Source organism: Streptomyces sp. NPDC002671, assembly GCF_053592475.1.
On record NZ_JBSFVU010000020.1, the window covers coordinates 63,439 to 87,440 of the forward strand.

General features: G+C 70.8%; 22 protein-coding genes and 1 pseudogene. 7 read left to right on the top strand and 16 right to left on the bottom strand.

Annotated features, from left to right (window positions below):
- Nucleotides 1–115 precede the first annotated feature (115 nt).
- Nucleotides 116–898 (top strand): hypothetical protein, encoded by a 783-nt coding sequence (locus tag ACWD35_RS28480; protein ID WP_451354165.1) that lies wholly within the window; start codon nt 116–118, stop codon nt 896–898.
- Entirely contained in the window at nt 817–1,092 is a 276-nt protein-coding gene (locus ACWD35_RS28485; protein WP_451354166.1) for a hypothetical protein, read from the top strand. The genes ACWD35_RS28480 and ACWD35_RS28485 overlap by 82 nt, the downstream gene beginning before the upstream one ends.
- Before the next feature lie 64 nt (nt 1,093–1,156).
- On the opposite strand, the gene ACWD35_RS28490 is transcribed toward ACWD35_RS28485, so the two are convergent.
- Complete coding sequence (locus ACWD35_RS28490) at nt 1,157–4,531, bottom strand: pyruvate carboxylase (RefSeq protein ID WP_451354167.1); 3,375 nt, start codon at nt 4,529–4,531, stop codon at nt 1,157–1,159.
- 199 nt (nt 4,532–4,730) lie between these two features.
- Nucleotides 4,731–5,585, bottom strand: coding sequence for a hypothetical protein (locus ACWD35_RS28495; protein WP_451354168.1), 855 nt, complete (start codon nt 5,583–5,585; stop codon nt 4,731–4,733).
- Nucleotides 5,586–6,599: 1,014 nt separating this feature from the next.
- Between ACWD35_RS28495 and ACWD35_RS28500 the strand changes: the two genes are divergently transcribed.
- Nucleotides 6,600–7,402 (top strand): IS5 family transposase gene (locus ACWD35_RS28500; RefSeq protein ID WP_451354268.1). Its coding sequence is split into 2 segments (ribosomal slippage): nt 6,600–6,942 and nt 6,942–7,402, totalling 804 coding nucleotides; the frame shifts between segments, so codons are not numbered across the junction.
- A gap of 15 nt (nt 7,403–7,417) precedes the next feature.
- Here the strand turns inward: ACWD35_RS28500 and ACWD35_RS28505 are convergent.
- The 10 genes and pseudogenes from ACWD35_RS28505 to ACWD35_RS28550 all read right to left on the bottom strand — a co-directional run.
- Complete coding sequence (locus ACWD35_RS28505) at nt 7,418–8,005, bottom strand: histidine phosphatase family protein (protein ID WP_451354169.1); 588 nt, start codon at nt 8,003–8,005, stop codon at nt 7,418–7,420.
- A gap of 154 nt (nt 8,006–8,159) precedes the next feature.
- On the bottom strand, nt 8,160–9,014 hold the full coding sequence (locus ACWD35_RS28510; protein WP_451354170.1) for a hypothetical protein: 855 nt from the start codon (nt 9,012–9,014) through the stop codon (nt 8,160–8,162).
- Nucleotides 9,001–9,345 (bottom strand): hypothetical protein, encoded by a 345-nt coding sequence (locus tag ACWD35_RS28515; RefSeq protein ID WP_451354171.1) that lies wholly within the window; start codon nt 9,343–9,345, stop codon nt 9,001–9,003. Before ACWD35_RS28515 ends, ACWD35_RS28510 begins: the two co-directional genes overlap by 14 nt.
- A 64-nt stretch (nt 9,346–9,409) precedes the next feature.
- Nucleotides 9,410–10,423, bottom strand: coding sequence for an NAD(P)H-dependent glycerol-3-phosphate dehydrogenase (locus ACWD35_RS28520; protein ID WP_451354172.1), 1,014 nt, complete (start codon nt 10,421–10,423; stop codon nt 9,410–9,412).
- The gene (locus tag ACWD35_RS28525; RefSeq protein WP_451354173.1) at nt 10,420–11,298 is read right to left on the bottom strand and encodes a class I SAM-dependent methyltransferase; all 879 of its coding nucleotides are present in this window, start codon (nt 11,296–11,298) and stop codon (nt 10,420–10,422) included. Before ACWD35_RS28525 ends, ACWD35_RS28520 begins: the two co-directional genes overlap by 4 nt.
- The gene (locus tag ACWD35_RS28530; RefSeq protein WP_451354269.1) at nt 11,295–12,404 is read right to left on the bottom strand and encodes a YcaO-like family protein; all 1,110 of its coding nucleotides are present in this window, start codon (nt 12,402–12,404) and stop codon (nt 11,295–11,297) included. Before ACWD35_RS28530 ends, ACWD35_RS28525 begins: the two co-directional genes overlap by 4 nt.
- A gap of 25 nt (nt 12,405–12,429) precedes the next feature.
- On the bottom strand, nt 12,430–13,686 hold the full coding sequence (locus ACWD35_RS28535) for a TfuA-like protein (protein ID WP_451354174.1): 1,257 nt from the start codon (nt 13,684–13,686) through the stop codon (nt 12,430–12,432).
- Nucleotides 13,687–14,072: 386 nt separating this feature from the next.
- A complete protein-coding gene (locus ACWD35_RS28540; protein WP_451354175.1) occupies nt 14,073–14,582 on the bottom strand; it encodes a DUF6415 family natural product biosynthesis protein in 510 nt (169 codons plus the stop codon).
- Nucleotides 14,579–14,794, bottom strand: a complete 216-nt coding sequence (locus ACWD35_RS28545; RefSeq protein ID WP_451354176.1) for a hypothetical protein — start codon at nt 14,792–14,794, stop codon at nt 14,579–14,581. Before ACWD35_RS28545 ends, ACWD35_RS28540 begins: the two co-directional genes overlap by 4 nt.
- Before the next feature lie 386 nt (nt 14,795–15,180).
- Nucleotides 15,181–15,579 (bottom strand): annotated as a pseudogene (locus ACWD35_RS28550) (transcriptional regulator); the annotation flags it as partial.
- Nucleotides 15,580–15,658: 79 nt separating this feature from the next.
- On the opposite strand from ACWD35_RS28550, the gene ACWD35_RS28555 reads away from it, so the two are divergent.
- Nucleotides 15,659–17,080: an IS701 family transposase gene (locus ACWD35_RS28555; protein WP_451354177.1), complete on the top strand. Its 1,422-nt coding sequence runs from the start codon at nt 15,659–15,661 to the stop codon at nt 17,078–17,080.
- A gap of 15 nt (nt 17,081–17,095) precedes the next feature.
- On the opposite strand, the gene ACWD35_RS28560 is transcribed toward ACWD35_RS28555, so the two are convergent.
- Together ACWD35_RS28560 and ACWD35_RS28565 are read right to left on the bottom strand one after the other, a co-directional pair.
- On the bottom strand, nt 17,096–17,902 hold the full coding sequence (locus ACWD35_RS28560; RefSeq protein WP_451354178.1) for a helix-turn-helix domain-containing protein: 807 nt from the start codon (nt 17,900–17,902) through the stop codon (nt 17,096–17,098).
- A 99-nt stretch (nt 17,903–18,001) separates the two neighbouring features.
- Entirely contained in the window at nt 18,002–18,640 is a 639-nt protein-coding gene (locus tag ACWD35_RS28565; protein WP_451354179.1) for an HAD family hydrolase, read from the bottom strand.
- 423 nt (nt 18,641–19,063) lie between these two features.
- Between ACWD35_RS28565 and ACWD35_RS28570 the strand changes: the two genes are divergently transcribed.
- The 3 genes from ACWD35_RS28570 (at nt 19,064) to ACWD35_RS28580 (ending at nt 22,536) form a co-directional block, all read left to right on the top strand.
- The gene (locus ACWD35_RS28570) at nt 19,064–20,053 is read left to right on the top strand and encodes an aldo/keto reductase (RefSeq protein ID WP_451354180.1); all 990 of its coding nucleotides are present in this window, start codon (nt 19,064–19,066) and stop codon (nt 20,051–20,053) included.
- 59 nt (nt 20,054–20,112) lie between these two features.
- Nucleotides 20,113–21,282 carry a PP2C family protein-serine/threonine phosphatase gene (locus ACWD35_RS28575; protein WP_451354181.1) on the top strand — a complete coding sequence of 390 codons (1,170 nt, stop codon included), beginning with the start codon at nt 20,113–20,115 and terminating at the stop codon, nt 21,280–21,282.
- 183 nt (nt 21,283–21,465) lie between these two features.
- Nucleotides 21,466–22,536 carry a glycerophosphodiester phosphodiesterase family protein gene (locus ACWD35_RS28580; protein ID WP_451354182.1) on the top strand — a complete coding sequence of 357 codons (1,071 nt, stop codon included), beginning with the start codon at nt 21,466–21,468 and terminating at the stop codon, nt 22,534–22,536.
- 106 nt (nt 22,537–22,642) lie between these two features.
- Here the strand turns inward: ACWD35_RS28580 and ACWD35_RS28585 are convergent, their stop codons facing one another.
- Entirely contained in the window at nt 22,643–22,804 is a 162-nt protein-coding gene (locus ACWD35_RS28585; RefSeq protein WP_451354183.1) for a hypothetical protein, read from the bottom strand.
- A gap of 170 nt (nt 22,805–22,974) precedes the next feature.
- Entirely contained in the window at nt 22,975–23,457 is a 483-nt protein-coding gene (locus tag ACWD35_RS28590) for an SRPBCC domain-containing protein (protein ID WP_451354184.1), read from the bottom strand.
- Nucleotides 23,458–24,002: the final 545 nt, after the last annotated feature.

A 24,002-nucleotide genomic window follows, 5' to 3' on the forward strand; every position in this document is an offset into this window, starting at 1 on the left:
TGGGCCGCGCGGGCGAACCCTGCGGCCACGGAGGCCTGCGCCTCCGGCTGACGCTGCATCATGGTGGTGATCCAGTACGTCGACGCCTCGTGCGCCGTCCGAAGAGAGGTCGCCCTTGCCCAGACTTCCCCGCCTGGCGGGTGCCGCCACGGCGGCCCTCGCCCTCGGCCTGGTCGTGGCCGCTCCGGCCGCCGGGCAGGACCGGCCGTTCACCGAACCGCACATCGTCGCCCACTTCGACCTGGCCGCCGGGCAGACGCCCGAGAACATCGCGCTCGAACGCGACGGCTCGGCCGACCTCACCCTGGCCTTCGCCCGACAGGTCGCCCGTGTCACCCCCGACGGGCACACCCGGATCCTGGCGACGCTGCCGGCCGAGGCGAACCCGAACTCCCCGCTCGTGCACGACGCCGTCGTCACCGGCATCGCCCGGTCCCACGACGGCACGCTGTACGTCAACTACGTGACCGGCACCAGCAGGACCGGCATCTGGCGCCTCGACCCAGGCGGCGGCGCCCCGGTACAGATCGTCCAGCTCCCATCGACCGGTTACCCCAATGGCCTGGCCCTGGACGAGCGCCGGGGCGTGTTCTACGTGGCCGACTCGGCGCTCGGCACCGTCTGGCGCGTCCCGCGCTCGGGCGGTACGGCCACGGCCTGGGCCACGGCGGCGGACCTCCACCCGCTGCCCTCGCCGCCGGCCCCCGGCTTCGGCGCCAACGGCATCAAGGTCCACCGGGGCGCCGTGTGGGTGTCCAACACCGACCGGGAAACGCTGCTGCGCGTCCCCGTCGGCGACGACGGCTCCGCTGGCCCGTGGAGACCCGGGCACGCGGGCTCGCGGGCATCGACGACTTCGACTTCCCCGGCCACGGCAGCACCGCGCTCGTCACGCTGAACACGAGCAGCCGGCTCGTCCTGGTCCGCCGCGACGGCAGCAGCACTGTCCTCCTCGGCCGGCAGGACGGGCTGTCCAACCCGACCTCGGTGGCCGTACGCGGCCGGACGGTGTACGTGCCGAGCGCCGCGTACGAGACCCGGCAGGACGCGAACCTCCTCCTCGCCCGGCTGCGGCACTACATCGCGCGCTAGCCACAGGACTAGCCACAGGACCGCTCGCCGCGGCCGGGTGCGCCGGCCGCGGCGAGTCGCGGGGTCAGCCGATCTCGGCCAGCAGGTCGCCGCCCTCCACCTGCTGGATCTTGTTGATGGCCAGCCGGGAGACCCGGCCCGCCTTCGGCGCGGTGATCGTGGCTTCCATCTTCATCGCCTCGATGGTGGCGACGGTGGCACCGGCCTCGACCTCGTCGCCCTCGGCCACCGCGAGCGTCACCACTCCGGCGAACGGCGCCGCCACGTGGCCCGGGTTGGCGCGGTCGGCCTTCTCCGTCACCGGCACGTCGGAGGCCGCCGCCCGGTCGCGCACCTGGATGGGCCGCAGCTGGCCGTTGAGGGTGGACATCACGGTGCGCATGCCGCGCTCGTCGGCCTCGCCGATCGCCTGCAGCTCGATCAGCAGCCGGACCCCGGGCTCCAGGTCGACCGCGTACTCCTTGGCCGGGCGCAGGCCGTAGAAGAACGCCTTGCTGTCCAGCACGCTGGTGTCGCCGTGGGCCTGGCGGTGCGCCTCGAACTCGCGGGTCGGGGCCGGGAACAGCAACCGGTTGAGGGTCGTCCGCCGGTCCTTGAGGAGTCCTGCGCGGTCCTCGGCGGACAGCTCTGGGGCGGGCTTGGCCGCGGCGCGGCCCTGGAGCGCCTTGGTGCGGAACGGCTCGGGCCAGCCGCCGGGCGGGGTGCCCAGCTCGCCGCGCAGGAAGCCGATCACGGAGTCGGGGATGTCGAACTTGTCGGGGGTCGACTCGAAGTCCTTGGGCGAGACTCCGGCGCCGACCAGGTGCAGGGCCAGGTCGCCGACCACCTTGGAGGACGGGGTGACCTTGACCAGGCGGCCCAGGATGCGGTCGGCGGCGGCGTACATCGCCTCGATGTCCTCGAAGCGGTCGCCGAGGCCGAGGGCGACGGCCTGGGTGCGCAGGTTGGACAGCTGGCCGCCGGGGATCTCGTGGTGGTAGACGCGGCCGGTCGGGGAGGCGAGGCCCGCCTCGAAGGGCGCGTAGATCTTGCGCACGCCCTCCCAGTACGGCTCCAGGTCGCCGACGGCCCGCAGGTCGAGGCCGGTGGGCCGCTCGGAGTGGTCGGTGGCGGCGACCAGCGCCGACAGCGAGGGCTGCGAGGTCGTACCGGCCATGGAGGCCACGGCCCCGTCGACCGCGTCGGCGCCCGCCTGGATCGCGGCGAGATAGGTGGCGAGCTGGCCGCCCGCGGTGTCGTGCGTGTGCAGGTGCACGGGCAGGTCGAACTCGCGGCGCAGCGCCGAGACGAGCGTGGCCGCGGCCGGGGCGCGCAGCAGACCGGCCATGTCCTTGACGGCGAGGACGTGGGCGCCGGCCTCGACGATCTGCTCGGCCAGCCGCAGGTAGTAGTCGAGGGTGTAGAGCCGCTCGGCCGGGTCGGAGAGGTCGCCGGTGTAGCAGAGGGCGACCTCGGCGATCGCCGTTCCCGTCTCGCGTACGGCGTCGATGGCGGGCCGCATCTGGCCGACGTCGTTGAGCGCGTCGAAGATGCGGAAGATGTCGATGCCGGTGGCGGCGGCCTCCTGCACGAAGGCGTCGGTCACCCCGGTCGGGTACGGCGTGTAGCCGACGGTGTTGCGACCGCGCAGCAGCATCTGCAGACAGATGTTGGGCACGGCCTCGCGCAGCGCGGCCAGCCGCTCCCACGGGTCCTCGGCGAGGAAGCGCAGGGCGACGTCGTAGGTGGCGCCGCCCCAGCACTCCAGGGACAGCAGCTGCGGCAGGGTGCGGGCGACGACCGGGGCGGCGGCCAGCAGGTCCTTGGTGCGCACGCGGGTGGCGAGCAGGGACTGGTGGGCGTCGCGGAAGGTGGTGTCGGTGACGCCGAGGGTCGGCGACTCGCGCAGCCGGCGGGCGAAGCCCTCCGGGCCGAGGTCCACCAGCAGCTGGCGCGAGCCCGCGGGCGGCTCGCCGGCCGGCAGCGGGGGCAGCTTGGTGACCGGGTCGAGCAGCCGGGGCCGTTCGCCGTGCGGCTTGTTGACGGTGACGTCGGCGAGGTAGGTGAGCAGCTTGGTGCCGCGGTCGGCGGAGGACCGGGCGGTGAGCAGGTGCGGGCGCTCCTCGATGAAGGAGGTGGTGACCCGCCCGGCCTGGAAGTCCGGGTCGTCCAGCACGGCCTGGAGGAACGGGATGTTGGTGGCCACACCGCGGATGCGGAACTCGGCGACCGCGCGCCGGGCCCGGCCGATGGCGGCCGTGAAGTCCCGTCCCCGGCAGGTGAGTTTGACCAGCATCGAGTCGAAGTGCGCGCTGATCTCGGTACCGGCGTGGGTGGTGCCGCCGTCGAGGCGGATGCCGGAGCCGCCCGGCGAGCGGTAGGCGCTGATCCGGCCGGTGTCCGGGCGGAACCCGTTGGCCGGGTCCTCGGTGGTGATACGGCACTGCAGTGCGGCGCCGCGCAGCTTGACGGTGTCCTGGGACAGGCCGAGGTCGGCGAGGGTCTCACCGCCGGCGATGCGCAGCTGGGACTGGACCAGGTCGACGTCCGTGACCTCCTCGGTCACCGTGTGCTCGACCTGGATGCGCGGGTTCATCTCGATGAAGACGTGGTTGCCGTCGCGGTCGAGGAGGAACTCCACGGTGCCCGCGTTGCGGTAGCCGATCTCACGGGCGAACCGCACGGCGTCGTTGCAGATCCGCTCGCGCAGCCCCGGGTCGAGGTCGGGCGCGGGCGCCAGCTCGATGACCTTCTGGTGGCGGCGCTGCAGGGAGCAGTCCCGCTCGAAGAGGTGGATGACGTTGCCGTCCCCGTCGGCGAGGATCTGCACCTCGATGTGGCGCGGGTCGACGACGGCCTTCTCCAGGAAGACGGTCGGGTCGCCGAACGCGGACGCGGCCTCGCGGGACGCCGCCTCGATGGACTCGCGCAGCTGGGCCGGGCTCTCGACGCGGCGCATGCCGCGCCCGCCGCCGCCCGCGACGGCCTTGACGAAGAGGGGGAAGCCGATCTCGTCGGCGGCACGCACCAGCTCGTCGACGTCGGTGGAGGGCGCGGAGGAACCCAGCACGGGCACGCCCGCGGCGCGGGCCGCGGCCACCGCGCGGGCCTTGTTGCCGGTCAGTTCCAGCGTGGCCGCGCTCGGGCCGACGAAGGTGATGCCCGCCTCCTCGCAGGCGCGGGCCAGTTCGGGGTTCTCGGAGAGGAACCCGTAGCCCGGGTAGACGGCGTCCGCGCCGGCCCGGCGGGCGGCTCCCACGATCTCCTCGACGGAGAGATACGCCCGCACCGGGTGTCCCGGCTCCCCGATCTCGTACGCCTCGTCAGCTTTGAGCCGGTGCAGCGAGTTGCGGTCCTCGTGCGGGAACACGGCGACTGTGCGCGCGCCGAGTTCGTAGCCCGCCCGGAACGCGCGGATCGCGATCTCTCCACGGTTGGCGACCAGCACCTTGCGGAACATCCTGGATTCCCTTCAGCCTGCGCCGGCGACGAACACCATGGTGTCAGCCCCGCCCTGCCGTACTTGGCGGCAACCATAGGGTGTGCCCGCACCTGTCGAAGTGCGAAAACCGTCACATTGACGTGGGGTTTCGTATCCGTTGCCGGATGGTTGGACGCGGCTGTGCTGTGGGTTACGAGAGACCGGCCAGGACCTTCTCCTAGCGTTCGGCGGAGGTCATGGAGACCTCGCGCGGCGAGGTGTGTCCGGGGCGGCCGGCAACCGCCTGGGCCGGCACCGTCACGGGCTTCGCGGGAGCGGGAGCGGGCTCGGCCGCCCGCGACGACGGCAACAGGGCTCGTACGACGGCCCGCAGCCACCCCCGGCGGCCGTGCAGCATGCCGAAGACGATGGCCGCGCCGACCGCGATCAGATGCTCGCGGCCGGCCAGATTGGGCACCGCGATCGACTCCCACACCATCGACCCGCCGGTCAGCGTGAACACCACGGGCGCGCGGCGCACCACCGCGAGGTAGGTGAACAGGCCCACGACGGCCGCGGAGGGCCCGGTGTCGAGCACCTTCCCGCACTCGGGCGGCAGCCCGAATCCCCACCAGCCCGGGCCGAGCGCGATCATCACGCGCGCGGTGAGGGTGCCGGCCAGCGTCGTGACGTAGGCGATCGCCAGGGTCCGGGCCCGGCCGAGGGCCAGTTCCGCGAGCGCGAAAGCCAGGAACAGCTGGGTGATGCCCGCCCACACCGGCAGATCCAGCGCCGGGACGTACAGCGACACCGGGGTGCGCAGCAGGGACACCCACAGCGGCAGGTCGGCGTAGACGCCGCCGAGCCGCTTCACCCACAAGGCTCCGGTCGGGCGCTGGGCCAGGTCGTGGAAGAAGACGACGCCGAACGTGGCGACGAACCCCAGCAGCAGCCCGGCCAGACCGCGCCGGGCGAGCCGGCGCACCGGGTCGACAACGATGGCATGCCACTCGGCCCGCAGCGTGCGCCCGGTGAACCGGGCGAGGCGTGCGAGCGCCGGACGGAGCAGCTCTGTGTGCCCTTGAGTGGTCATGTGGCACGGCAGCCCATCGCTTCCGGATCCCCCGTCACACGCATCGCCCCCTTGTGCCTCGCTCCCGACATTCCCGCCGTGCGAGGTGTTGTCTCCATATCCACCCGTTTCAGGCGCAATCGTATAGATATGCGGATCTTCCCCGGTCGATCCGCCCTGCTCTGTACGGTTCTGTCGCGCTGTACGGTTCTGTCGCGCGCGAGCCCCCTCGGCTCGCCGCGGCGGTTCGGCTCAGGCGCCCGTCCTGGTGAACACGGTCACGGGTACGCCCCTTCCCCCTCCGTGGGCCCCGCAGGATCGCGCGACCCGATCCGTCTCAGTTCAGCGAGCGGGCAGGCGGGCGTCAAGATCCGCTCCCGGTGCCGTCGGGTGTGGGAAGACCCACAGGTGCGCGAGGCGGGAAACGCGGGGGTCGGAGGCAACTTCGACCGCTTGGAACTCGTCCTCCTAAGAACAGGACATGTCCTCCGGAGTGCGGGAGGGCGTGTCCATCCGGCGTTGCCTTCCCGCCTTGACTTCGAGCGCGCTCCAAGTCGTAGCGTCGCGGACGTCCGACGGCTCACGCGGGTCGCGTCACCCGGTCTCCCCCCCCGGGATGCCCGGTGACGGAATCCGTCGCTTGATGGATGAGGGACCCCCGTGCCGTACGGGACCAATGACGAACGAATGTGCAGGGAAAGGCTGGGACACCAGATGCGACAGCGCAGTCTGCGGGAACTCCGGATATCGGCCATCGGGATGTAATGCAAGTAACCACTAACACTCGGCGTCGCCGACCTCTCCTGCGCCGAGCCTGCAACACAGAAAGCCCCGCCGTGCTGGGAGGCTTCCGGACCTCCTGCGCGGCGGGGCGACAAACGGAAGCCTGCTACCGGAACGCCCCTTTCGGAACCGTGCGTTGGGCATAGTCATGCAGCACGCTCAACACACCCCGTGTGAAAAGAAACCGACCATGCGCGTTTCTTAGAGACCGTCTCAACTGGCGTGATCACTAGGCTGTCAGGCGTGATGGCGATGGTGGAGCGTCTGGTGTCGGATGGGTTGTGGGAGTTGTTCCAGCGGGTGGTACCGGCTGCTCCGGTGCGACCGCAGGGTGGCGGTCGGCGCAGGTATGGGGATAGGCAGGTGCTGGCCACCATCGTGTTCGTGGCCACAACGGGGTGTACGTGGCGACAACTGCCGCCCGGCTTCGGCCTGTCCGGGCCGACCGCGCACCGGCGGTTCACTGAATGGAGCCGGGCCCGGGTCTGGGGCAAGCTCCACCGCCTGGTCCTGGACGAGCTCGGCTTCCGCGGTGAGCTCGACTGGTCTCGGTGCGCGATCGACTCGGTGAACATGCGGGCGATGAAAGGGGGGATTTGACGGGTCCGAATCCCGTAGACCGCGGCAAGATGGGCTCAAAGATCCACTTGGTCGCCGAGCGGACCGGTCTGCCCCTCTCGATTGGCATCTCCGCCGCAAACACCCACGACAGCCGGGGGCTCGAACCCCTCGTCCGCGGCATCCCGCCCATCCGCTCCCGCCAGGGACCGCGTCGACGACGGCCCGCCAAACTCCATGGCGACAAGGGGTATGACTACAACCACCTGCGGCGGTGGCTGCGCTCTCGGAACATCACGCCGCGCATCGCCCGCAAGGGCATCGAGTCCTCCCAGCGCCTGGGCCGCCACCGTTGGACCGTGGAACGGACGGTGGCCTGGCTGGCCGGGTGCCGCCGTCTGCACCGCCGTTACGAACGCAAGGCGGAACACTTCCTCGCCTTCGCCGGCATCGCTGCGGCTCTCATCTGCTGGCGGCGCCTCTCACGGCAGGCGTGATGCGGCGGGCTGCCACTACGGCACGTTCCAGGCGGAGATGAACGGTTGCCCGTCCTCAGTGGCCAGGAAACTCAGAGTTCCGGGATGTGGGTGGCCCAGTAGTCGGCTGGCCGACGCGTCCAGGCCCAGCCACCGCACGGTGAGCACGCGCGCTAGATGACCGTGAGCGACCACGGCGACGTCGCCGTCGTTCAGCAGCGGCCGGATCCGGTCCAGCACCGCGTCCGTGCGCGCGGCCACCTGCTCGAGCCGCTCACCGGGATGGTCAACGTCGCCGGGAATGACGCCGTCCCGCCACAGGTCCCAGCCCGGCCGCCCCTCGCGGATCTGCGCGGCGGTCAGGCCCTCATAGCCGCCGTAGTCCCACTCCACCAGGTCGGGATCGGGCCTGACGTCGGTCAGTCCCGCCAGCTCGGCCGTCCGCATGGCGCGGCTCAGCGGGCTACTGAACACGCTGACCAACGGGCGTCGGGCCAACCTCGAAGCGAGCGCCTTGGCCGATGCCTCACCCGCGTCAGTCAGCGGAACGTCAGTGCGCCCCGCGTGCTGGCCCGACAGGCTCCACTCAGTCTGGCCGTGCCTGATCAATATCAGCTCCCCCATGAGCGAGCACGCTATCTGATCATGGGACACGGTGGGCCCGATTGCCCGTCTTCGCTCCCGCCATCTACCGCCACCAACTGGCGAAATGAGACGGCCTGCTATGCCGGAGACCCGCCCCGCCGAGTCTTCCGGGACTCAGCGGGGCGCGGTGCTGTCAAGCGACGAAGGCGACGTAGGTGCCAACGGTCAGGCCGGAGAATGTGAGCAGTTGGCGGGGTTTGAGGCAGGTGAACGCGGCGTGCATCCCGATACCGGTGGCGACCGCGAACGGCATCGTCTGCGGGATGAGCAGCGCGGGCGGCAGTGCGATCTCAGCCGTGATGACGGTGACCGCGACCGCGCGCCAGAGGCGGACGTCCCGGTCGGTGAGGTTGCCCGCGTGGCGGCGGACGAGGCCGGGAACGGCGTACTGGCGCCGGTAGGAAAGCTGGTCCCTGACCTGGGTGTAGGTGTGGATCCACTGGGCGAGGTAGAGGCCGGTGCGGAACTGAGGGGAGCGGAGTTTCTGCCAGGCGCTGTTCCAGTAGATGTCAGTGGTGATCAGCACGAGGAGACATTGCGACCACGTGTTCGCGGTGCTCAGGCCGTGCTCGACGTGCAGGCCGTGGCCGAGGTCTTTGGCGAGCAGGAGGCAGGTGCCGGTCAGCAGGGTATAGCGGATGGCGTTGGGGCTCTTGAGGTACAGCAACTCCATCGCGGCGCCGACCAAGACCACCAGCAGCGCTAGGCGGGGGACGAGGCCGAGCGCCAGGGCGAGGGCGGCGGCCGTACGGACGATCAGCGCGGGCCGGTAGACGGTGATCAGGAGGCGGGCCCGGGCGGGGCCGAGGCGCTGCTCGGCAAGGTGGGCGCTGAGCGATCCAGGGGTGAAGCGGTCCCAGCCGCCCTGGCCGAAGGCGAGGATGAAGCGCAGGGTGAGCACGGTGCCGAAGGTGATTCGGAAGGATTGGAGGTGTCCGGGGTCGGTGGGGTGCTGGAAGCCGGAGGCGGCGGCGTCAAAGAACCACACGGCTGGCCCTCACCTCCACGGGCTGCTCACCGCGGGCGGACAGGACGCGGCCGTGTCCGTCGATCCGGTCGTACCGGCCGCTGCGTGTGAGGTGGTTGAGGATCGTCTGGAGCTGGGGCGGCCCGAGGATGAAGCTCCCCGGGGACAGGTAGTCGTAGACGTTCACGGGCTCGGTGTGCCCGTCCATGGTGGTGCCGGTGAGCGAGATGATCGTGAAGGTGGCGCGGCAGAACATCCGCCAGCGCAGCCAGCGGCCGGGCAGGCGGGTGAAGCCAGTGATCATCCATGCCACCAGGCCGAAAGTGACGGCGATCTGGACAGCGGACAGCATGGCAGGAACCTCCGGGCAGGGAGGGTGAAATGAAGGGGGGTGTGCCCCCTTACGGGGCACCGGGTCAGCGCTCGGGCTTGGGGGGCCGCTGCATCAGCGCAGCCGCGGCCTCTGTGAGGGTGACCTTCTCGTGCAGCAGCGCGGAGACCACGGAAGTGATCGGCATCTCGACGTCGTGAGCGTGGGCCAGGGCGAGGACCGCCTGCGCGCTCTTGACGCCCTCGGTGGTCTGCCGGGTGACGGCCGTCGCCTCTTGGACGCTCAGGCCCCGGCCGAGGTGGGTGCCGAAGGTGCGGTTCCGGGACAGCGGCGAGGAGCAGGTGGCCACCAGGTCACCGAGGCCGGCCAGACCGGCGAGGGTGGCCGGGTGGGCACCCATGGCGGTGCCCAGCCGGGTAGTCTCCGCCAGCCCGCGCGTGATGAGCATGGCCGTCGCGTTGTCGCCCAGGCCCATGCCTGAGGCGATGCCGACCGCGAGGGCGATGACGTTCTTCACCGCGCCGCCCAGCTCGCAGCCGATGACGTCGGTGCTGGTGTAGGGCCGGAAGTACGGGGTGTGGCACGCCTGCTGGAAGCGGCGGGCGGCGTCCTCGTCCAGGCAGGCGACGGTGGCCGCGGCCGGCTGGCCCTCCATGATCTCGCGCGCCAGGTTCGGACCCGACAGCACCGCGACCCGGTCCGCACTCACGCCGGTGACCTCGGCGATGATCTGACTCGCGCGCAGCCCGCTACTCTGCTCGATCCCCTTCATCAGCGACACGATCACGGTGCCGGATCCGATATGTGGCGCCCACGTGGCGAGGTTGGTCCGTAGGGTCTGCGCAGGGATCGACAGCACCAGGAAGTCCGCGCCGTCCAGCGCGGCGGCCGGGTCGGTCGTCGCCATCACAGCGGCAGGCAGCTCGATGTCCGGGAAGTAGCCGACGTTGCGGTGCCGGGCGTTGATCCCGTCGGCGATCTCATCCCGGCGGGCGTGCACCACCACGCTGGTGCCGGCGTCGCCCAGGATCTTGGCCACGGCCGTACCCCAGGACCCGGCCGAGAACACCGCCACGCGGGCGGGGCGGTTCTGGCTCACTGCGGGGTCCTCTCGGTGGACACGGATCCACCGCCCTGGGGGCGGCTGGGCTGCGCCATCGTACCGGCCGCGTAGGGCGCGGCCGGTGACGTGCTGGCGCGCCGCAGGGTCAGCAGGACCGCGCGGCGGCCGGGAAGTACGGGAAGCATCCGGTCCGCCTCGATCAGCATGTTCTGGGCCGGAACGTCGCCGAGTTCGCGCCGCAGCTCGTCGGCGTGCCGGATCCACAGCCGGTAGAGCCGTTCCCACATGGCTGGCTCGGTGGGCCGCTCGTCCACGTGCTCCAGGATCAGCCCGGCGGCGGGCGCCTCTTCCTCCCAGGCCGGCTTCACGTCGGGTCGCAGGCCGCGGGTGAGAAGCAGCCGACCGCCGGGCGCCAGGACGCGGCCGAGTTCACGTAGTGCTGCTTGCCGGTCTCCGGCGCGGCCGAGGGCATCCACGCACACCGCGCCGTGGGCGCAGCCGTCGGGCAGGCCGGTGGCGTCCAACCGGGCGACGTGGAAGGCCGCTTGGTCGGCGGGAACGAAGTCAGTGCGCCGGGCTGTGGCCTGCGCGACGGCAACGGGAGAGATGTCGAAGCCCACCAGGCGTACGGCCAGGGAGCGGGCCAGCCACAGTCCGATGCCGCCGTTGCCGCAGCCGGCGTCCACCAGGAGCTGACCGGGCCGCATCCGCAGGCGCGCGGTCAGCAGCCCCAGCAAGGGCCAGTCACACGAGCTGGAGGCGTTGACCTCTATGGGGTAGTCCTCGTCCATCGCCTCGGCGTACAAGCGGGCGACCAGTGGGGTGCGTGCCCGCGCGGCGTGCAGCGCATCGTACTGGGACGCGAGCTGCTGGGACTGTGGGGTGGATGGGGTGACGGAGTGGAGTGTCATCGCGGCATCGCCCTCCTGATCCGTGATCGGGTGCCGGGACAGATGACCTGGACCGCGTAGACGGGGGTCCACGCGTCCGACAGGTCAAGGGCCATCGGTTCGTATCCGGTGATGAGTTCGACCCGCCGCGCCACGTCCCGGACCTGGTCGGCGAAGCCGCCCGGGACCGAGGCGAAGTGGGTGGTTGTCTCCGGCCACACGGCAAGCCCTGTTCGCTGCTGCGGGCGGAAGGGCGGGGTGTCTAACCAAGCGAGGTCGCTCGGGAGGTCATCCCGCGTTCCGGCGATGGCCGTCAGCCGTGACTGCGCCGCCTCGGTCACCGCCCGGGTCAGGGCGATGACCGGACTGCTGTGGCACCCGCCGCCGGCAAAAACGACCGGGAAGTCCTCGGACCACAGGTAGGCCAGGCACACCGGGATCCCGTACGGGCCGTCTACGAGCGCCAGTTCCAACGCCATCCCGGCGGCACTCAACCGGTCGATCACCTCCCGGCCGTAGGGGTCATCGACTGTCGCCGGGTCGATCACCGTCCGCCGCTGGCCGCCGCACTGTCCGTCCTGGAACAGCACATCCCGTTCCACGACCTCAAACAGCGCGTGCAGCAACGCCTCGCCGCGGGTGTTCCCGCACGCCAGACCGGTGCTCGTCGCGCGCAGCAGATCCGGGCTCCACTCAGGCCGCTGCGCCCGGCGACGGACCAGGTCGACCGGCAACAGCACCTTCTGGCCGCTCATGAGGCCAGTTCCCGTGGTCCACTCCCACACCATCCGGGCAAGAGTGTCCTCGGGGTACGAGACGGTGAGCGGCAGCGCGGAGACCGGATAGCCGGGGGCGACCTCCACGGCTGAGCCACGTGCCGCGATCGGCAGCGGCTGCTCGGCGTGCCACAGCTCGATCGCCTCCATCACGGCCGACAGCTTGGCCAGCAGGTCGGTGGCGCCCTTGCCCTGGGACGTGCTCAGGGTCATGGACGCGGGCCGGATCGCCGTCCAGACCGGCAACCCGATGCAGTCCAGATCCGTCAGCCGGGCCACGCGGGTGATCCCGTACGACGGCAACAGCCCCGCGAGGGTCTGCCACGTCTCCTCCGCAGGCCGGGCTCGCATCGTGCCCGGCAGTATCACCAGGTCGTCAGCGGGCAGCACTGGCCGCCTCCCTTTGCTCAGACGACTCGGCCAGATACCCGGGCACCAGCCGCTTCGCCGCCTCGACCGCCCGCGCCCCGCAGACCAGCCCGCGGGCAGAGGCTTCCTCGTCGAGCAGGTGCTCAGGGCACCGCCACACCCGCAGCAGCATCTGGCGAGCGAGGTCGTCCCGCACTGCCGCGATCGAGAATCCAGGCCGGCTGCGGCGAACCTCGGCCAGGGCGTCGGCGTAGCGGGCGACCGCCGCACGGTCCTCGAAGGTTTCGTCGGCCAGCAGCAGCACCACCGCTGCCTCGTCGCGCAGGTCCACGGTTGGGTGGAACACCCGGTGAGCGGGCAGGGTACCGCTGGTGACCTGCGCCAACCGGGTCCTCAGCGGCAGCCCGGGGGTTCCGCCAGCGGGGCGCCAGGAGAGGTGTTCCAGGTAGGACGCCCACCTCGCCCGGAATACGGGGTCGAACACCTGCTGGTAGATGAGCCGGTCTTCGGTGGACAGGTCCAGCCCGTCAACGCGGGCGCGGGCGAAGGTGTTGGACCAGCGGCGGAAGTAGGGCGTTTCCCACGTGTGCGGGGATGGCGGGGCAGTCTCAGCCGGCGGGAGGCCTTGGAGTGCCGTGCTGACTGCGGCGAGGGCATCGACGCGCTTAAGGTCGCCGAAGTGCTGGTCGCGCTTGGTCTGGTCGGCCATCCAGTCGGCGAACTCCGCCTCGCCCTGGCGGCGGCACACGGTCCGCACCGCGGCCCACGTACGCTGCGGGTAGTAGACCGCGCGCAGCGCCATCAGCAGGCTGGCGGCCCGCTCGCCGGCGAGTACCTCAGCTGACCGGGCTAGGTCCAGGACATGCCGGAGGTTGACCACCGGCCAGGTCAGCGCGTCCCACTCCCCATCCGGGGCCTGCCCGACCGCGACCTCGTCGTCGCCGTAGATGTCTCCCTGGGTGTAGGCGGTGTAGATGCTGCCGACCCCGAACATTCCGTAGGGCGCCAATTCGGCCGCCCGCAGCGCGCCGATGCTCGCCGCCCCGATCACCCGGACGCCCCGGCCCATCGTGGCCAGGATCTCCTTATGGCGGAGCGCCGGAGCCTGGTGATACACCCCGTCGATGATCACCGCAGTGTCGCCGACGCGGATCGCGGGATCGAACAGGTCCCCGTGCCGCCCCGGCGGCCACGCCCGCACGCCGGGTGCGGCAAGCTGCGGCTCGGATCGTGACAGCGTCGGCCCGACGAACACGTGAATCACTGCGACCTCCATACGGTCGAACGCGAGGAGGCGCCCCTCCCCGGACCCCAACGGGACCAACGAGATGGGAGAGGCGCCACGGGATCAGGCCGTGTACGGGTCGTCGTCCTCAACGTCGACGGCGACCACCACAGGGCCGGTGATCTCCTCGGGCTCCTCCGCCGACACCGAGGTGACGGCGACTTCGGACTTGGAAACGGACATCGTTGATTCCTCCTAGAGCCTTCGTGGATGAACCCGTCCCGCCAGCGACTTGCGGGACGCCGACGGGACGGGCGTGACCCGCCGCTCCAGGTCTTCCGGGACACCGGAGAGGCGGGGGCTTAGTGCGACCCTGACCCTGCGGTCGCCATGGGGCCCCTGGACCCGGGGCTGGGTGATGCCGCTCAGAAAGCGGGGCGCGGACGCTCGGCGCACGCGGCGTGAATGCGACTCGTCAGGGCGCCGCCGGAGTTGCTGACCCGGTCGTAAGTGACCGTTTCGTCGGTGGCGCGCATCGACCGGTCGCAGGCCACGCATACGCCCTGCCCGGTGAGCGCCTCGAAGTGGTCGCACAGTGCTCTGAGCGTGCGGGCCAGCTTCCGTGCGTACGCCGCTGCACCGTGCGGGTCCGCGCCGGCCCGAGCGCTGAGCTTGCCACGTGCCTCACCGACGCAGGCGATCGCGCAGTACCGGGGGACGCTGTCCTTGGGCAGTCGCCCGGCTTTCGCCTCCACCTCCGGGATCAGCAGCTCCAGGTGGCCTCGCAGTATCGAGGTGAGCGTGTCCAGCTCTCGGGGGGCCGGGGGAAGCGCTTCGGGCCCGTCGTCCGGCCCCAGCAGCAAAGCCACGATCTCGCGCATCGTTGCGATGTCCACCAGGCCGGTGTCGTTGCCCTGCTTCACTGTGGCGTTCACCGGCGCACCGCCCGTCCGGACAGGCACCGGGAGCACTCACAGGGCGGGAAGGCGGTGCTCATCACCGGCTCCGGCGACAACTGGTTCCCGTACGTCACGGTGACCGTGCCCCGGTCCTGGCTGATCCTGCCGTAGCGGTCCACGGAGTAGACCCGCATCGTCATGCCGCTGCCCCGTGCGCTGGCCCCGGGCAGGGCGGTACCGTTCGTCATGTCGACGCTCCCTCGCTGGTATGAGCGTTGGCCACTCCCGGGACCGTTCGCGCGGTCGCCGGGCCTTGCGTGGCACCTGCCGGGCGCTGTCGACTCGGCGCCACCCGGGACCGGCAGCCGCAAGAGCGGACCTGCCAGACTCGGGTAGTGCCAGAGACGACGACTTCGCCCGCCGCGCGCATGGGCCTGTTCACGGCGCCGCAGTCGAAGCACGCCTCGCCGTGAAGGCGGACGATGCTCACACGGCGGTCAACGACCGTCGGCGTGAGCAAGCGTGTTCCCTGCATTTCCCGTGCCCATCTGTGGTGCCTGCGCGTGGCACTCATGCTGAGGGTGAGGGAGCATCACAAGTACCCCGGCAAGGGGTACTTGGCGACGGATGGTTCTCAGGTGGCGGCGCACCACTCCGCGAAGGACGTCAGCGTCTCCGAGTCGGCGCGACGCAGGCGCCTCAGCGTCGAAGCGTCTTCCCGGACCCAGGGATGGTCACGGGTGTGCTGAGGTGCGATCTTGCGGGCGACTTTCAGCGACTCGAAGGCGCCGTCGGGCATGCCCGCCCAGAGCTGAGCGCGCGCCAGTTCGATGTAGAAGCCGGAGCGGCGCTCTGCGACAAGGGTGGTCGGAGGCTTCCATTCGTGTGTGATGTCCAGGGCGGTACTCACATGGTCACCGCCCAGGCTCACCGCGACCGACACCTGATGGATCCGCACAGAGTCGGGCCCGAAAGCGGTGCCGTAGTACACGTCCTCCTGCACCTGCTTGGCCAGGCGCTCGGCGTCGCCTAGCGGTGGTTTGTTGACGGCGGGTCAGGGCCGCAGTAGGCCGGTAGCAGAGGAACGTCGCCTCGCCGCCTGGGGGCTTGTGATGACCCGTCGTCTGCCGTGTCCGCCCGCTCCTGGCCCGCTGGAAGCCTACGCCGCACGCTTTGATGACCTCCTCTCCACCCTGGCACAGCGCCGGGGGTTCCGCGAGTACCTCACGGGGCTGCTGCTGCCGCGGGACCGCAACAAGACGCTGACATGCCTGGCCGGCTCCGAACCCGTCGTCGGCGCCCAGCACCCCTCGGTGCAGAGGCTGCAGTTCTTCCTGTCCGAGTCGACCTGGGACCACGAGCAGGTCAACGCCCGCAGGGTGGAACTGCTGCTGGCCGACCCCGCAACCGCGCCCCACGCGGGCGGGGTGCTGGTGATCGACGACTCGGGTGACCGCAAGGACGGCAAGGCGACCGCCCACATCGGCCGGCAGTGGCTGGGCCGACTGGGCAAGACCGACAACGGCATCGTCACCGTGACCACCTGCTGGGCCGACGAGAACCTCTACTACCCGCTGCACGCCGTGCCCTACAGCCCCGCCCACCACTTCCCCAAGGGCAAGAGCGACCCCGACTTCCGCACGAAACTGCAGATCGCCGCCGAACTGGCCCGCACGGCCAAGGCCGCCGGAGTGACCTTCCGAGCCGTGGCCGCCGACTGCGCATACGGCGACCAAGACGGCTTCCGCAGGCAACTCGACGCAGCCGGGTTACCGTTCGTCATGGCCCTCAAACCGAGCCACGGCACCTGGGCCTACGGCAAGGACGCCTACACCCCCGCCGACGCCGCCCGCGCCCTGACCTGGACAGACCCCGAGCATCCCGGCGACTGGACCGCCGTCGAGCGGACCTTCCGCGACGGGCACACCGAGACATGGTGGGCCGCCGACGCCCACCTCGGCTGGTGGGGACCCGACGGAAACGTCCGCCTGGTCGTGGCGACCACAGACCCGGACACACTGCCCACGCAGGCCACCTGGTACCTGGCCACCGACCTGCCCCGCCCGGGCAGTCCCCGCGAGGCCGACAGCCCAGAACCGGCCGCCGACCTGCACGAAATCGTGCGGATCTACGGCATCCGACACTGGATCGAACAGAGCTACAAGCAGGTCAAGGACGAACTCGGCTGGGCCGACTTCCAGGTCCGCTCCGACACCGCCATCCGCCGCCACCAGACCCTGGTCACCTGCGCGTTCTCCTTCTGCTGGGACACCTGGTTCACCCAGCCCCCACCCCCGGAGCCCGCCGTCGCCCCAGCGGTCCCACCTGCCACGCCGGCGGGACCGGCTGAGAGGGGGCCCAAATGGAACCCACCAGCCCCACCCGGCCAGCTGGCCCAAGGCCATCCGCGCCGTCCGGGCCTGGCTCAACCCCTGGGCCACCCTCCAACGCTTGTGGCGAGCCTGGAGCAACGCACCACCGCCACCCGAACTCCAAGCCCTGATCAACGCCGTCGGCGCAGGCCACCCACTTGATCTCTACTCCCCGGTCTAACAAACCACCGCTAGGTGCGCGGCCGCGGCGTCCGCGTCCTTGGCCCGGCCGGCGATGACGGCGGCCCTCATGTGCAGCGCCCCGCGCGCGGCCTGTTGCGCTGCCGTCGACGGTGCGGGTGCCGCGTCGATAGCCTGACCGAGGGTGCGCAGGCCTGCAGCGTGAGCGCGTGCCGCGAAGAACGTCTCGGTGCGCACGTACGCCACCGATGCAGTCAGCAGGGGGTCCTCAGCTGCCGCCGCCGCCCATCGCATCAGTTCGACCAGGCGGGCCGAGAGGTCGTGCGCGCCAAGCTTGTAGGCGGCCGCGTCTGCACAGCGGTAGGCGCTCACCAGCAGCTGCGCCAGCTCAGCTCGCCCCGCGCCAGCTGCCATGTGGTAGGCCCGTGTCAGCTCGGTCAGCAGGTCCGGCAGATCACGGACGATCCGCGTGTACTGCGCGCCGAGCCTCCACTGCACTGCCGTGTCGACCGCTTCGCGCAGCTTGGCGACCGGCCGCACCGGCCCGTCTTCGGGGCAGTCGTAGGCGGCGATCGCGGCCGAGAGTGCCGGAAGGGCATCCCGCGCCTGTGAGTGGGCGGGCCCGCGGTCGTGCCGTAGGCGCGCCGGATCAACTCCGAGAGCGTCGGCGATGGCTTGCAAGGTGTCGTCAGTGACGCCCCTCTCGCCACGCTCGATCTTGCGGATCGTGCCGAGGGCGACGCAAGCGGCATTGGCCAGTTCCTGCTGAGTCATCTTCGGACGAACGACGCTCCGGTAGTAGGCGATCCGCCGGCCTACTCCCCCGTCGGTGATTGCGGACATACTGACTCCGTTCGGGCATTCACTCCGAACGGTACCCGCGTCGCACGCCGCGCGTACCCGAGACGGCCCTGCCAACTTGGCGGGGCCGCCTTCTTGTTGTCACCCGACGATATGCACCAGGTCCATGAGGCCACCGATGCGCCAGTCCGCCGCAGCGATCGTCTCCGGCGCATCCGCCCACAGATGCCCCCACGGACCGCGCCGCACATGGGCCGTCCTCAGTCCGGCCGCCCTGGCCGGGTGGACGTCGTTGGCGGGGTGGTCGCCGACGTACACGATGCGGTCGGCCGGCGCCTGAGCCACCTCGATGACCCGCTGGAAGAACGCTGGCTGAGGCTTGGCCACGCCCCACTCTGCTGATGTGGCGATCAGATCGGCAGGCAGGTCCAGGTCGCGCAGCAGTTGGCCGGCGCGGGCGGTCTGATTGCCGGCGACGATGACCCGGGCGCCCGCCTGGCGGAGAGAGGAGAGAGCTGGCCGCACGTCGTCGTAGAGGTCGCCCTCGTCGAGGTGCTCACCTCGGCCTGCCGCCTCGCGGGCCCGGTACTCCGCATCGAGGTCGATTCCCGGGCGCAGCAGCCGGACCGCTTCGGCGTTGTCCTGCCCGGCGGCGACCACAGCTCCGACCAGGGCGGACAGCGTGTGCCTCGGGACGTTGAGCCAGTCCGCCCACGACGCCCAGTAACGATCGTCCCGGGCGAGTGTCTCGCCGACGTCGAACACAAAGGTCTCAATCACGGGGGCGAGCCTACGGGGAGCCACAATGCGCCAAGAAAATCGAACACATGGTTGAATTCGGTCATGAGCCCGATCCCCGACGACCTGACCCACGCACACGAGTAGTGTTCCCCCTCCATGGGCCCCGCAGGCTCGCGCGACCCGATCCGTCTCAGTTCAGCGAGCGGGCAGGCAGGCGTCAAGATCCGCTCCCGGTGCCGCCGGGTGCGGGAGGGCGTGTCCATCCGGCGTTGCCTTCCCGCCTTGACTTCGAGCGCGCTCCAAGTCGTAGCGTCGCGGACGTCCGGCGGCTCACACGGGTCGCGTCACCCGGTCTCCCTCCGGGATGCCCGGTGACGGAATCCGTCGCTTGATGGATGAGGGACCCCCGTGCCGTACGGGACCAATGACGAACGAATGTGCAGGGAAAGGCTGGGACACCAGATGCGACAGCGCAGTCTGCGGGAACTCCGGGTATCGGCCATCGGCCTCGGCTGCATGGGAATGTCCGCCTTCTACGGCTCCACCGACCAGGACGAGGGCATCGCGACCATCCGGCGCGCCCTTGAAATCGGTGTCAACTTCCTCGACACCGCGCAGCTCTACGGCCCGCTGACCAACGAGTCGCTGGTCGGCGAGGCGGTCCGGGGGCACCGCGACGAGTACGTGATCGCGACGAAGTTCAACTACCGCATGGACAACGCCGTGCCCGGCGACATGAGCACGATCGGCCCGCAGGACGGTTCCGCCGAGCACGTCCGCAGCTCGATCCACGGCTCGCTGGAACGGCTGGGCACCGACTACATCGACCTGTACTACCAGCACCGGGTCGACCCGAACGTGCCCATCGAGGAGACGGTCGGCGCGCTGGCGGAGCTGGTCGCCGAGGGCAAGGTGCGGCACATCGGGCTGAGCGAGGCGAGCGCGGACACCATCCGGCGCGCCCACGCCGTCCACCCGATCACCGCCGTGCAGAGCGAGTACTCGCTGTGGTCGCGGGACGTGGAGGCCGAGGTGCTGCCGGCCTGCCGGGAGCTGGGCATCGGGTTCGTGCCGTACTCGCCGCTGGGCCGCGGCTTCCTCGCGGGCCGCTTCACCTCGGCCGACGAGCTGGACGAGAACGACTACCGCCGCAGCACCCCGCGCTTCACGGACGCCAACATCGAGGCGAACAAGCGGCTCGCGGCGAAGGTGAAGGAGATCGCCGCCGAGAAGGGCGTGACCCCGGCCCAGCTGGCGATCGCCTGGGTGCTGGCCCAGGGCGAGGACCTGGTGCCGATCCCCGGCACCAAGCGCCGCACCTACCTGGAGCAGAACGCCGCCGCGGTCGACATCGAGCTGACCAAGGACGACCTCGCCCGCATCGACGCCGAACTGCCCGAGGCGGCGGGTGAGCGCTACGACGAGGCGGGAATGCGGTCCGTGAACCGCTGACCTACCTGCTGACCTGCGCCCGGTGGCCGGGCCACCGGGCCGGGAGCACTCTGGTAGGCATGAGGCCCCGGCAGGCGGTGGCGGCGCTGCGGCAGCGGTGGCGACGATGGCAGTCCTCGGGCGCGCTGCTGCTGCTCCCGATCGTGCTCATCGTCGTGATCACGGTGGTGGACACCCGCGCCCCCGCCGATGTTCACCTCGGCCCGACCCTGGTCATCGCGCCGGCGCTGACCCCGTCGTTCGCCGGTCCCCGGACCACCGCGTTCGTCGGGGCGCTGGCGGTGGCCGCGCAGATCCTGATCGCCACCGTCCACGGCGGGCTGGGCACCACGAACCACATCGTGCAGATCATCACCCTCGCGGTGCTCTCGGCGATGACGGTGGTCTACAGCGTCCTGCGGCAACGGCGGCAGGCCCAGCTCGCGCAGGTCCGCACGGTCGCCGAGGCCGCGCAGCACGTCCTGATGTGGCCGCTGCCCGAGGAGATCGGCCCGCTGCGCATCGCCTCGCTGTACCTGGCGGCGGAGGACGAGGCGCAGATCGGCGGTGACCTGTACGCGGCGAACCGGTCCGACGGCGTGGTGCGCATGCTGATCGGCGATGTGCGCGGCAAGGGCCTGTCGGCCATCGGTGAGGCGGCTTTGGTGCTGGGCGCGTTCCGGGAGAGCGCGCACCGGCACATCCCGCTCCAGGAGCTGGCGGCCATGCTGGACCAGAGCGTCGCCCGCTACTCGGCTGACCTGGAGCCGCCGGAGGAGGCGGGCGAGCGGTTCGCCACCGCCCTGCTGGTGGACATTCCGGACGAGGACCCGGTGACTCAGATGACCAGCTGCGGCCATCCCCCGCCCCTGCTGCTCAGCCCCGGGCATGTCGTCACGGTCCCGAGCCTGCACCCGTCACCGCCCCTCGGGGTGCAGGGCGGCACCGAGCACACGCTGGACGTGTTCTCCTTCGAGCCCGGTGACACGCTGTTGCTGTACACGGACGGGGTGGTGGAGGCCCGGGACAGCCGCGGCCGGTTCTATCCGCTGGCGGAGCGGGTCGCGCGGTGGACCGACGACAGTCCGGAAGCGCTGGTGCACCATCTGCGGCGCGATCTGCTCGCCCATGTCGGCGGCCGGCTGAACGACGACGCCGCCCTGATCGCACTTCACCGCACGCCCGCCGACCGGCGCCGCCACCACGGCCTGGCGGTCGGGACCGAGGTGTTCCGGCACCGGGCGGGGTGACGGCGCCAGGCCGGTGCCGGTTCCGGACGGGGGACGGTTCCGGGCGGGGTGACGGTTCCGGACCCGTCCGCCCCTGCGTTCAACATCCTTTGCGCCAAAGTTCAGCCGGAGGTGGCCCACCCGGTGAGGCCGTTGCGAGACTCTGCGCCCGCTTCTGCCTGCTCCCAGCCGAGTGAGGTTCCCATGCCCGTACGACCGTCCTTACGACACCTGCTCGCCGGTCTCGCCCTGGTGCCGGCGCTCGCGTTCCCAGCCGTCGCGCACGCCGGCCCCGGCGGCACACCGGCCCGTTTCGACCTCCAGGCGCACCGCGGCGGCATCGGCATGACGACCGAGGAGTCGCTGGAGGGCTTCGGCAAGGCGATGCGGCTCGGGGTGTCCACCCTGGAGCTGGACACCCATGTCACCAAGGACCTGAAGGTCGTCGTCAACCACGACCGGCAGGTCAGCGGCGTCAAGTGCCGGGACACCGGACCGGTGACGCCCGGCGACCCGATGTACCCCTATGTCGGGAAGTACATCAAGGATTTGACGCTGGCTCAGATCAAGACGCTGGACTGCGGCTACCAGCAACTGCCCGGCTTCCCGGAACAGGAGGTCGTCAAGGGCTTCCGCATGGTGGAGCTGAAGGACGTCCTGAACCTGGTCAAGAGCTACCACGCCTGGCAGGTCAAGCTGAACATCGAGACCAAGGTCGAGGCGGGCGCGCCCGAACAGACCGCGCCTCGCGAGGTGTTCGTGCGCCGGGTGTACGAGGAGATCCACCGCTCGGGCATCGAGCGGCAGGTCATCATCCAGTCCTTCGACTGGGGTGCGCTGAAGCTGATGCACCAACTGGCGCCCAGGTGGCCGCTGGTGGCGCTCACCAACTACGACTTCCTTCAGGTCGGCAAGCCCGGTGCGTCCCCCTGGCTCGGCGGGATCGACGCCGACGACTACGGCGGTGACTTCGTGAAGGCCGCCGCCACGATTCCCGGGCTCACCACCCTCTCCCCCAACTACGGCTTCCCGCAGTCCGGAAAGATCGGCGACCCGGGCTTCCGCTTCTATCCCGACGCGACGATGATCGCGGAGGCGCACGAGCGCGGGCTCAAGGTGGTCCCATGGACGTGCGACGACCCGGCCACCGTGGAGGCACTGATGGACCTGGGCGTCGACGGCATCATCACCAACTACCCCAACCACGTGCGGCAGATCATGGCCGACCGGGGCATGCCGCTGCCGCGGCCGTACTACCCGCGCGCATCGGACTGAGCGGACCGGACGACCCTGCGGACGACCGCCCGGAAAGCCCCTCGGGCAACCGCGAGCCCCGCCCCGAGTGGGGCGGGGCGGGGCTGCGCGCCGTGTCGCCGGCCGGTCAGCGCACCGGCTTCTCGGTAATCTCCAGGGTCTTCAGGTCGGACAGGACGTCGATCGGGCTGACCTCCGCGCCGGCCCCGTCATCCCAGGCGAGCGTGACCCTGCTGGTGGCGTGGCCGGCACCGGAGCCGGTGTAGGCGACCTTCCACTTCACCGGCACCGGTGGTGTCCTCGCTGGCCCACACGGCGGCGGCGAGCAGGGTGCTGCACTTGCGGACGGACATGTGCGTGATTCCCCCGGTTTCTTCGCAGCCGATTTTACTCCGGCCGTCGACGACCCCTAAGAGCGTAATTTCCGTCCGCCGGTTCCGCCGCTTCATATTCTTTCGGTCAACTTCCCTCAGGCCGTGGGCGGTTGCCTCCCTCGACGAGCCGGGCGAGGTTGTCCAGGGCCATGCGCGTGCCGAGTTCGTTGTCGGCACGGGGGATGGCGTCCGGGATGCCCTCGTGGAGCATCTCGACGTCCGTCCCGTCCTGCGTCGCGGTCAGTGTCGTCGTCAAGGTCATCGTGCCGCGCAGGGCGTCGTCGCCGGTCTCGAACTCGAACACCTCGACGACGAGGGCGCCGGGGACGAGCCGGGCGAAGTGGCCGTGGTAGGTGTCGGTGTGCCCGCCGGACTTGCCGGCGCCGCTGCCGTCGTCGTAGGTGAGGGAGACGCGGAAGGCACCGCCCTCGCGGGCGTCGAAGGCGTGGACGTGGGCGGTCATGTTGTCCGGAGCCCGCCAGGCCGCGACGGAGTCCGGGTCGAGCAGGGCCCGGTAGACGGCCTCGGTGGGCGCCTTGACCCGCCGGGTGACTCGCGTGGCGTACATGGCCTCACGCTACCGACCGGGCGCACGGCCGTGCCTCACCTGATCGTCTTTCCACACCCGTTCGTTCGATCTCTGCTCGGCAGAAGCAGCAAGTGCGTCGCTTGTTGCACATTTCAAGCGGCCCGTTGCGAGGTGTTGTCGCCGGGTGCCACAGTGGACGCGCTGCTCCGGCCGACCATGGAGCAGGCGAAGCAGCCGGGTTGGGGAAAGCCGGGCCGCATCACGGCCTCGCCGGAGGAGGGGCGTCGTCTGCTGCGCGTGCGGCCGGCGGCTGCGGACCACCCGGAGGCGAACGCATCGGTCGACTCCCTGGGCCCGACCGCCCCAAATCCGGCCGGACCCCGCATCCGGACCACCCCCCACTCGCACGCACCTCGTACGAAGGATCCGAATTCATGCACCTAGCAGTACCGAACCCCGACCTGCCCGCCGACCCGTCCTGGACCCGCACTCACCCGAAGCCCGGCCCGCAGCGACTCATGAGCTGAGGCCCACGGCGAGCCGCCTCGGCACGAGCCCCGCGGGCTTCGGCGCGGGCGTCGTGC

What these genes read in the sequence shown, in the direction of transcription:
- ACWD35_RS28490 (WP_451354167.1), bottom strand. Translation starts at nt 4,531, where the DNA reads ATGTTCCGCAAGGTGCTGGTCGCCAACCGTGGAGAGATCGCGATCCGC.
- ACWD35_RS28495 (WP_451354168.1), bottom strand. Translation starts at nt 5,585, where the DNA reads ATGACCACTCAAGGGCACACAGAGCTGCTCCGTCCGGCGCTCGCACGC.
- ACWD35_RS28505 (WP_451354169.1), bottom strand. Translation starts at nt 8,005, where the DNA reads ATGGGGGAGCTGATATTGATCAGGCACGGCCAGACTGAGTGGAGCCTG.
- ACWD35_RS28515 (WP_451354171.1), bottom strand. Translation starts at nt 9,345, where the DNA reads ATGCTGTCCGCTGTCCAGATCGCCGTCACTTTCGGCCTGGTGGCATGG.
- ACWD35_RS28525 (WP_451354173.1), bottom strand. Translation starts at nt 11,298, where the DNA reads ATGACACTCCACTCCGTCACCCCATCCACCCCACAGTCCCAGCAGCTC.
- ACWD35_RS28530 (WP_451354269.1), bottom strand. Translation starts at nt 12,404, where the DNA reads ATGCGAGCCCGGCCTGCGGAGGAGACGTGGCAGACCCTCGCGGGGCTG.
- ACWD35_RS28545 (WP_451354176.1), bottom strand. Translation starts at nt 14,794, where the DNA reads ATGACGAACGGTACCGCCCTGCCCGGGGCCAGCGCACGGGGCAGCGGC.
- ACWD35_RS28555 (WP_451354177.1), top strand. Translation starts at nt 15,659, where the DNA reads ATGACCCGTCGTCTGCCGTGTCCGCCCGCTCCTGGCCCGCTGGAAGCC.
- ACWD35_RS28560 (WP_451354178.1), bottom strand. Translation starts at nt 17,902, where the DNA reads ATGTCCGCAATCACCGACGGGGGAGTAGGCCGGCGGATCGCCTACTAC.
- ACWD35_RS28570 (WP_451354180.1), top strand. Translation starts at nt 19,064, where the DNA reads ATGCGACAGCGCAGTCTGCGGGAACTCCGGGTATCGGCCATCGGCCTC.
- ACWD35_RS28575 (WP_451354181.1), top strand. Translation starts at nt 20,113, where the DNA reads ATGAGGCCCCGGCAGGCGGTGGCGGCGCTGCGGCAGCGGTGGCGACGA.
- ACWD35_RS28580 (WP_451354182.1), top strand. Translation starts at nt 21,466, where the DNA reads ATGCCCGTACGACCGTCCTTACGACACCTGCTCGCCGGTCTCGCCCTG.
- ACWD35_RS28590 (WP_451354184.1), bottom strand. Translation starts at nt 23,457, where the DNA reads ATGTACGCCACGCGAGTCACCCGGCGGGTCAAGGCGCCCACCGAGGCC.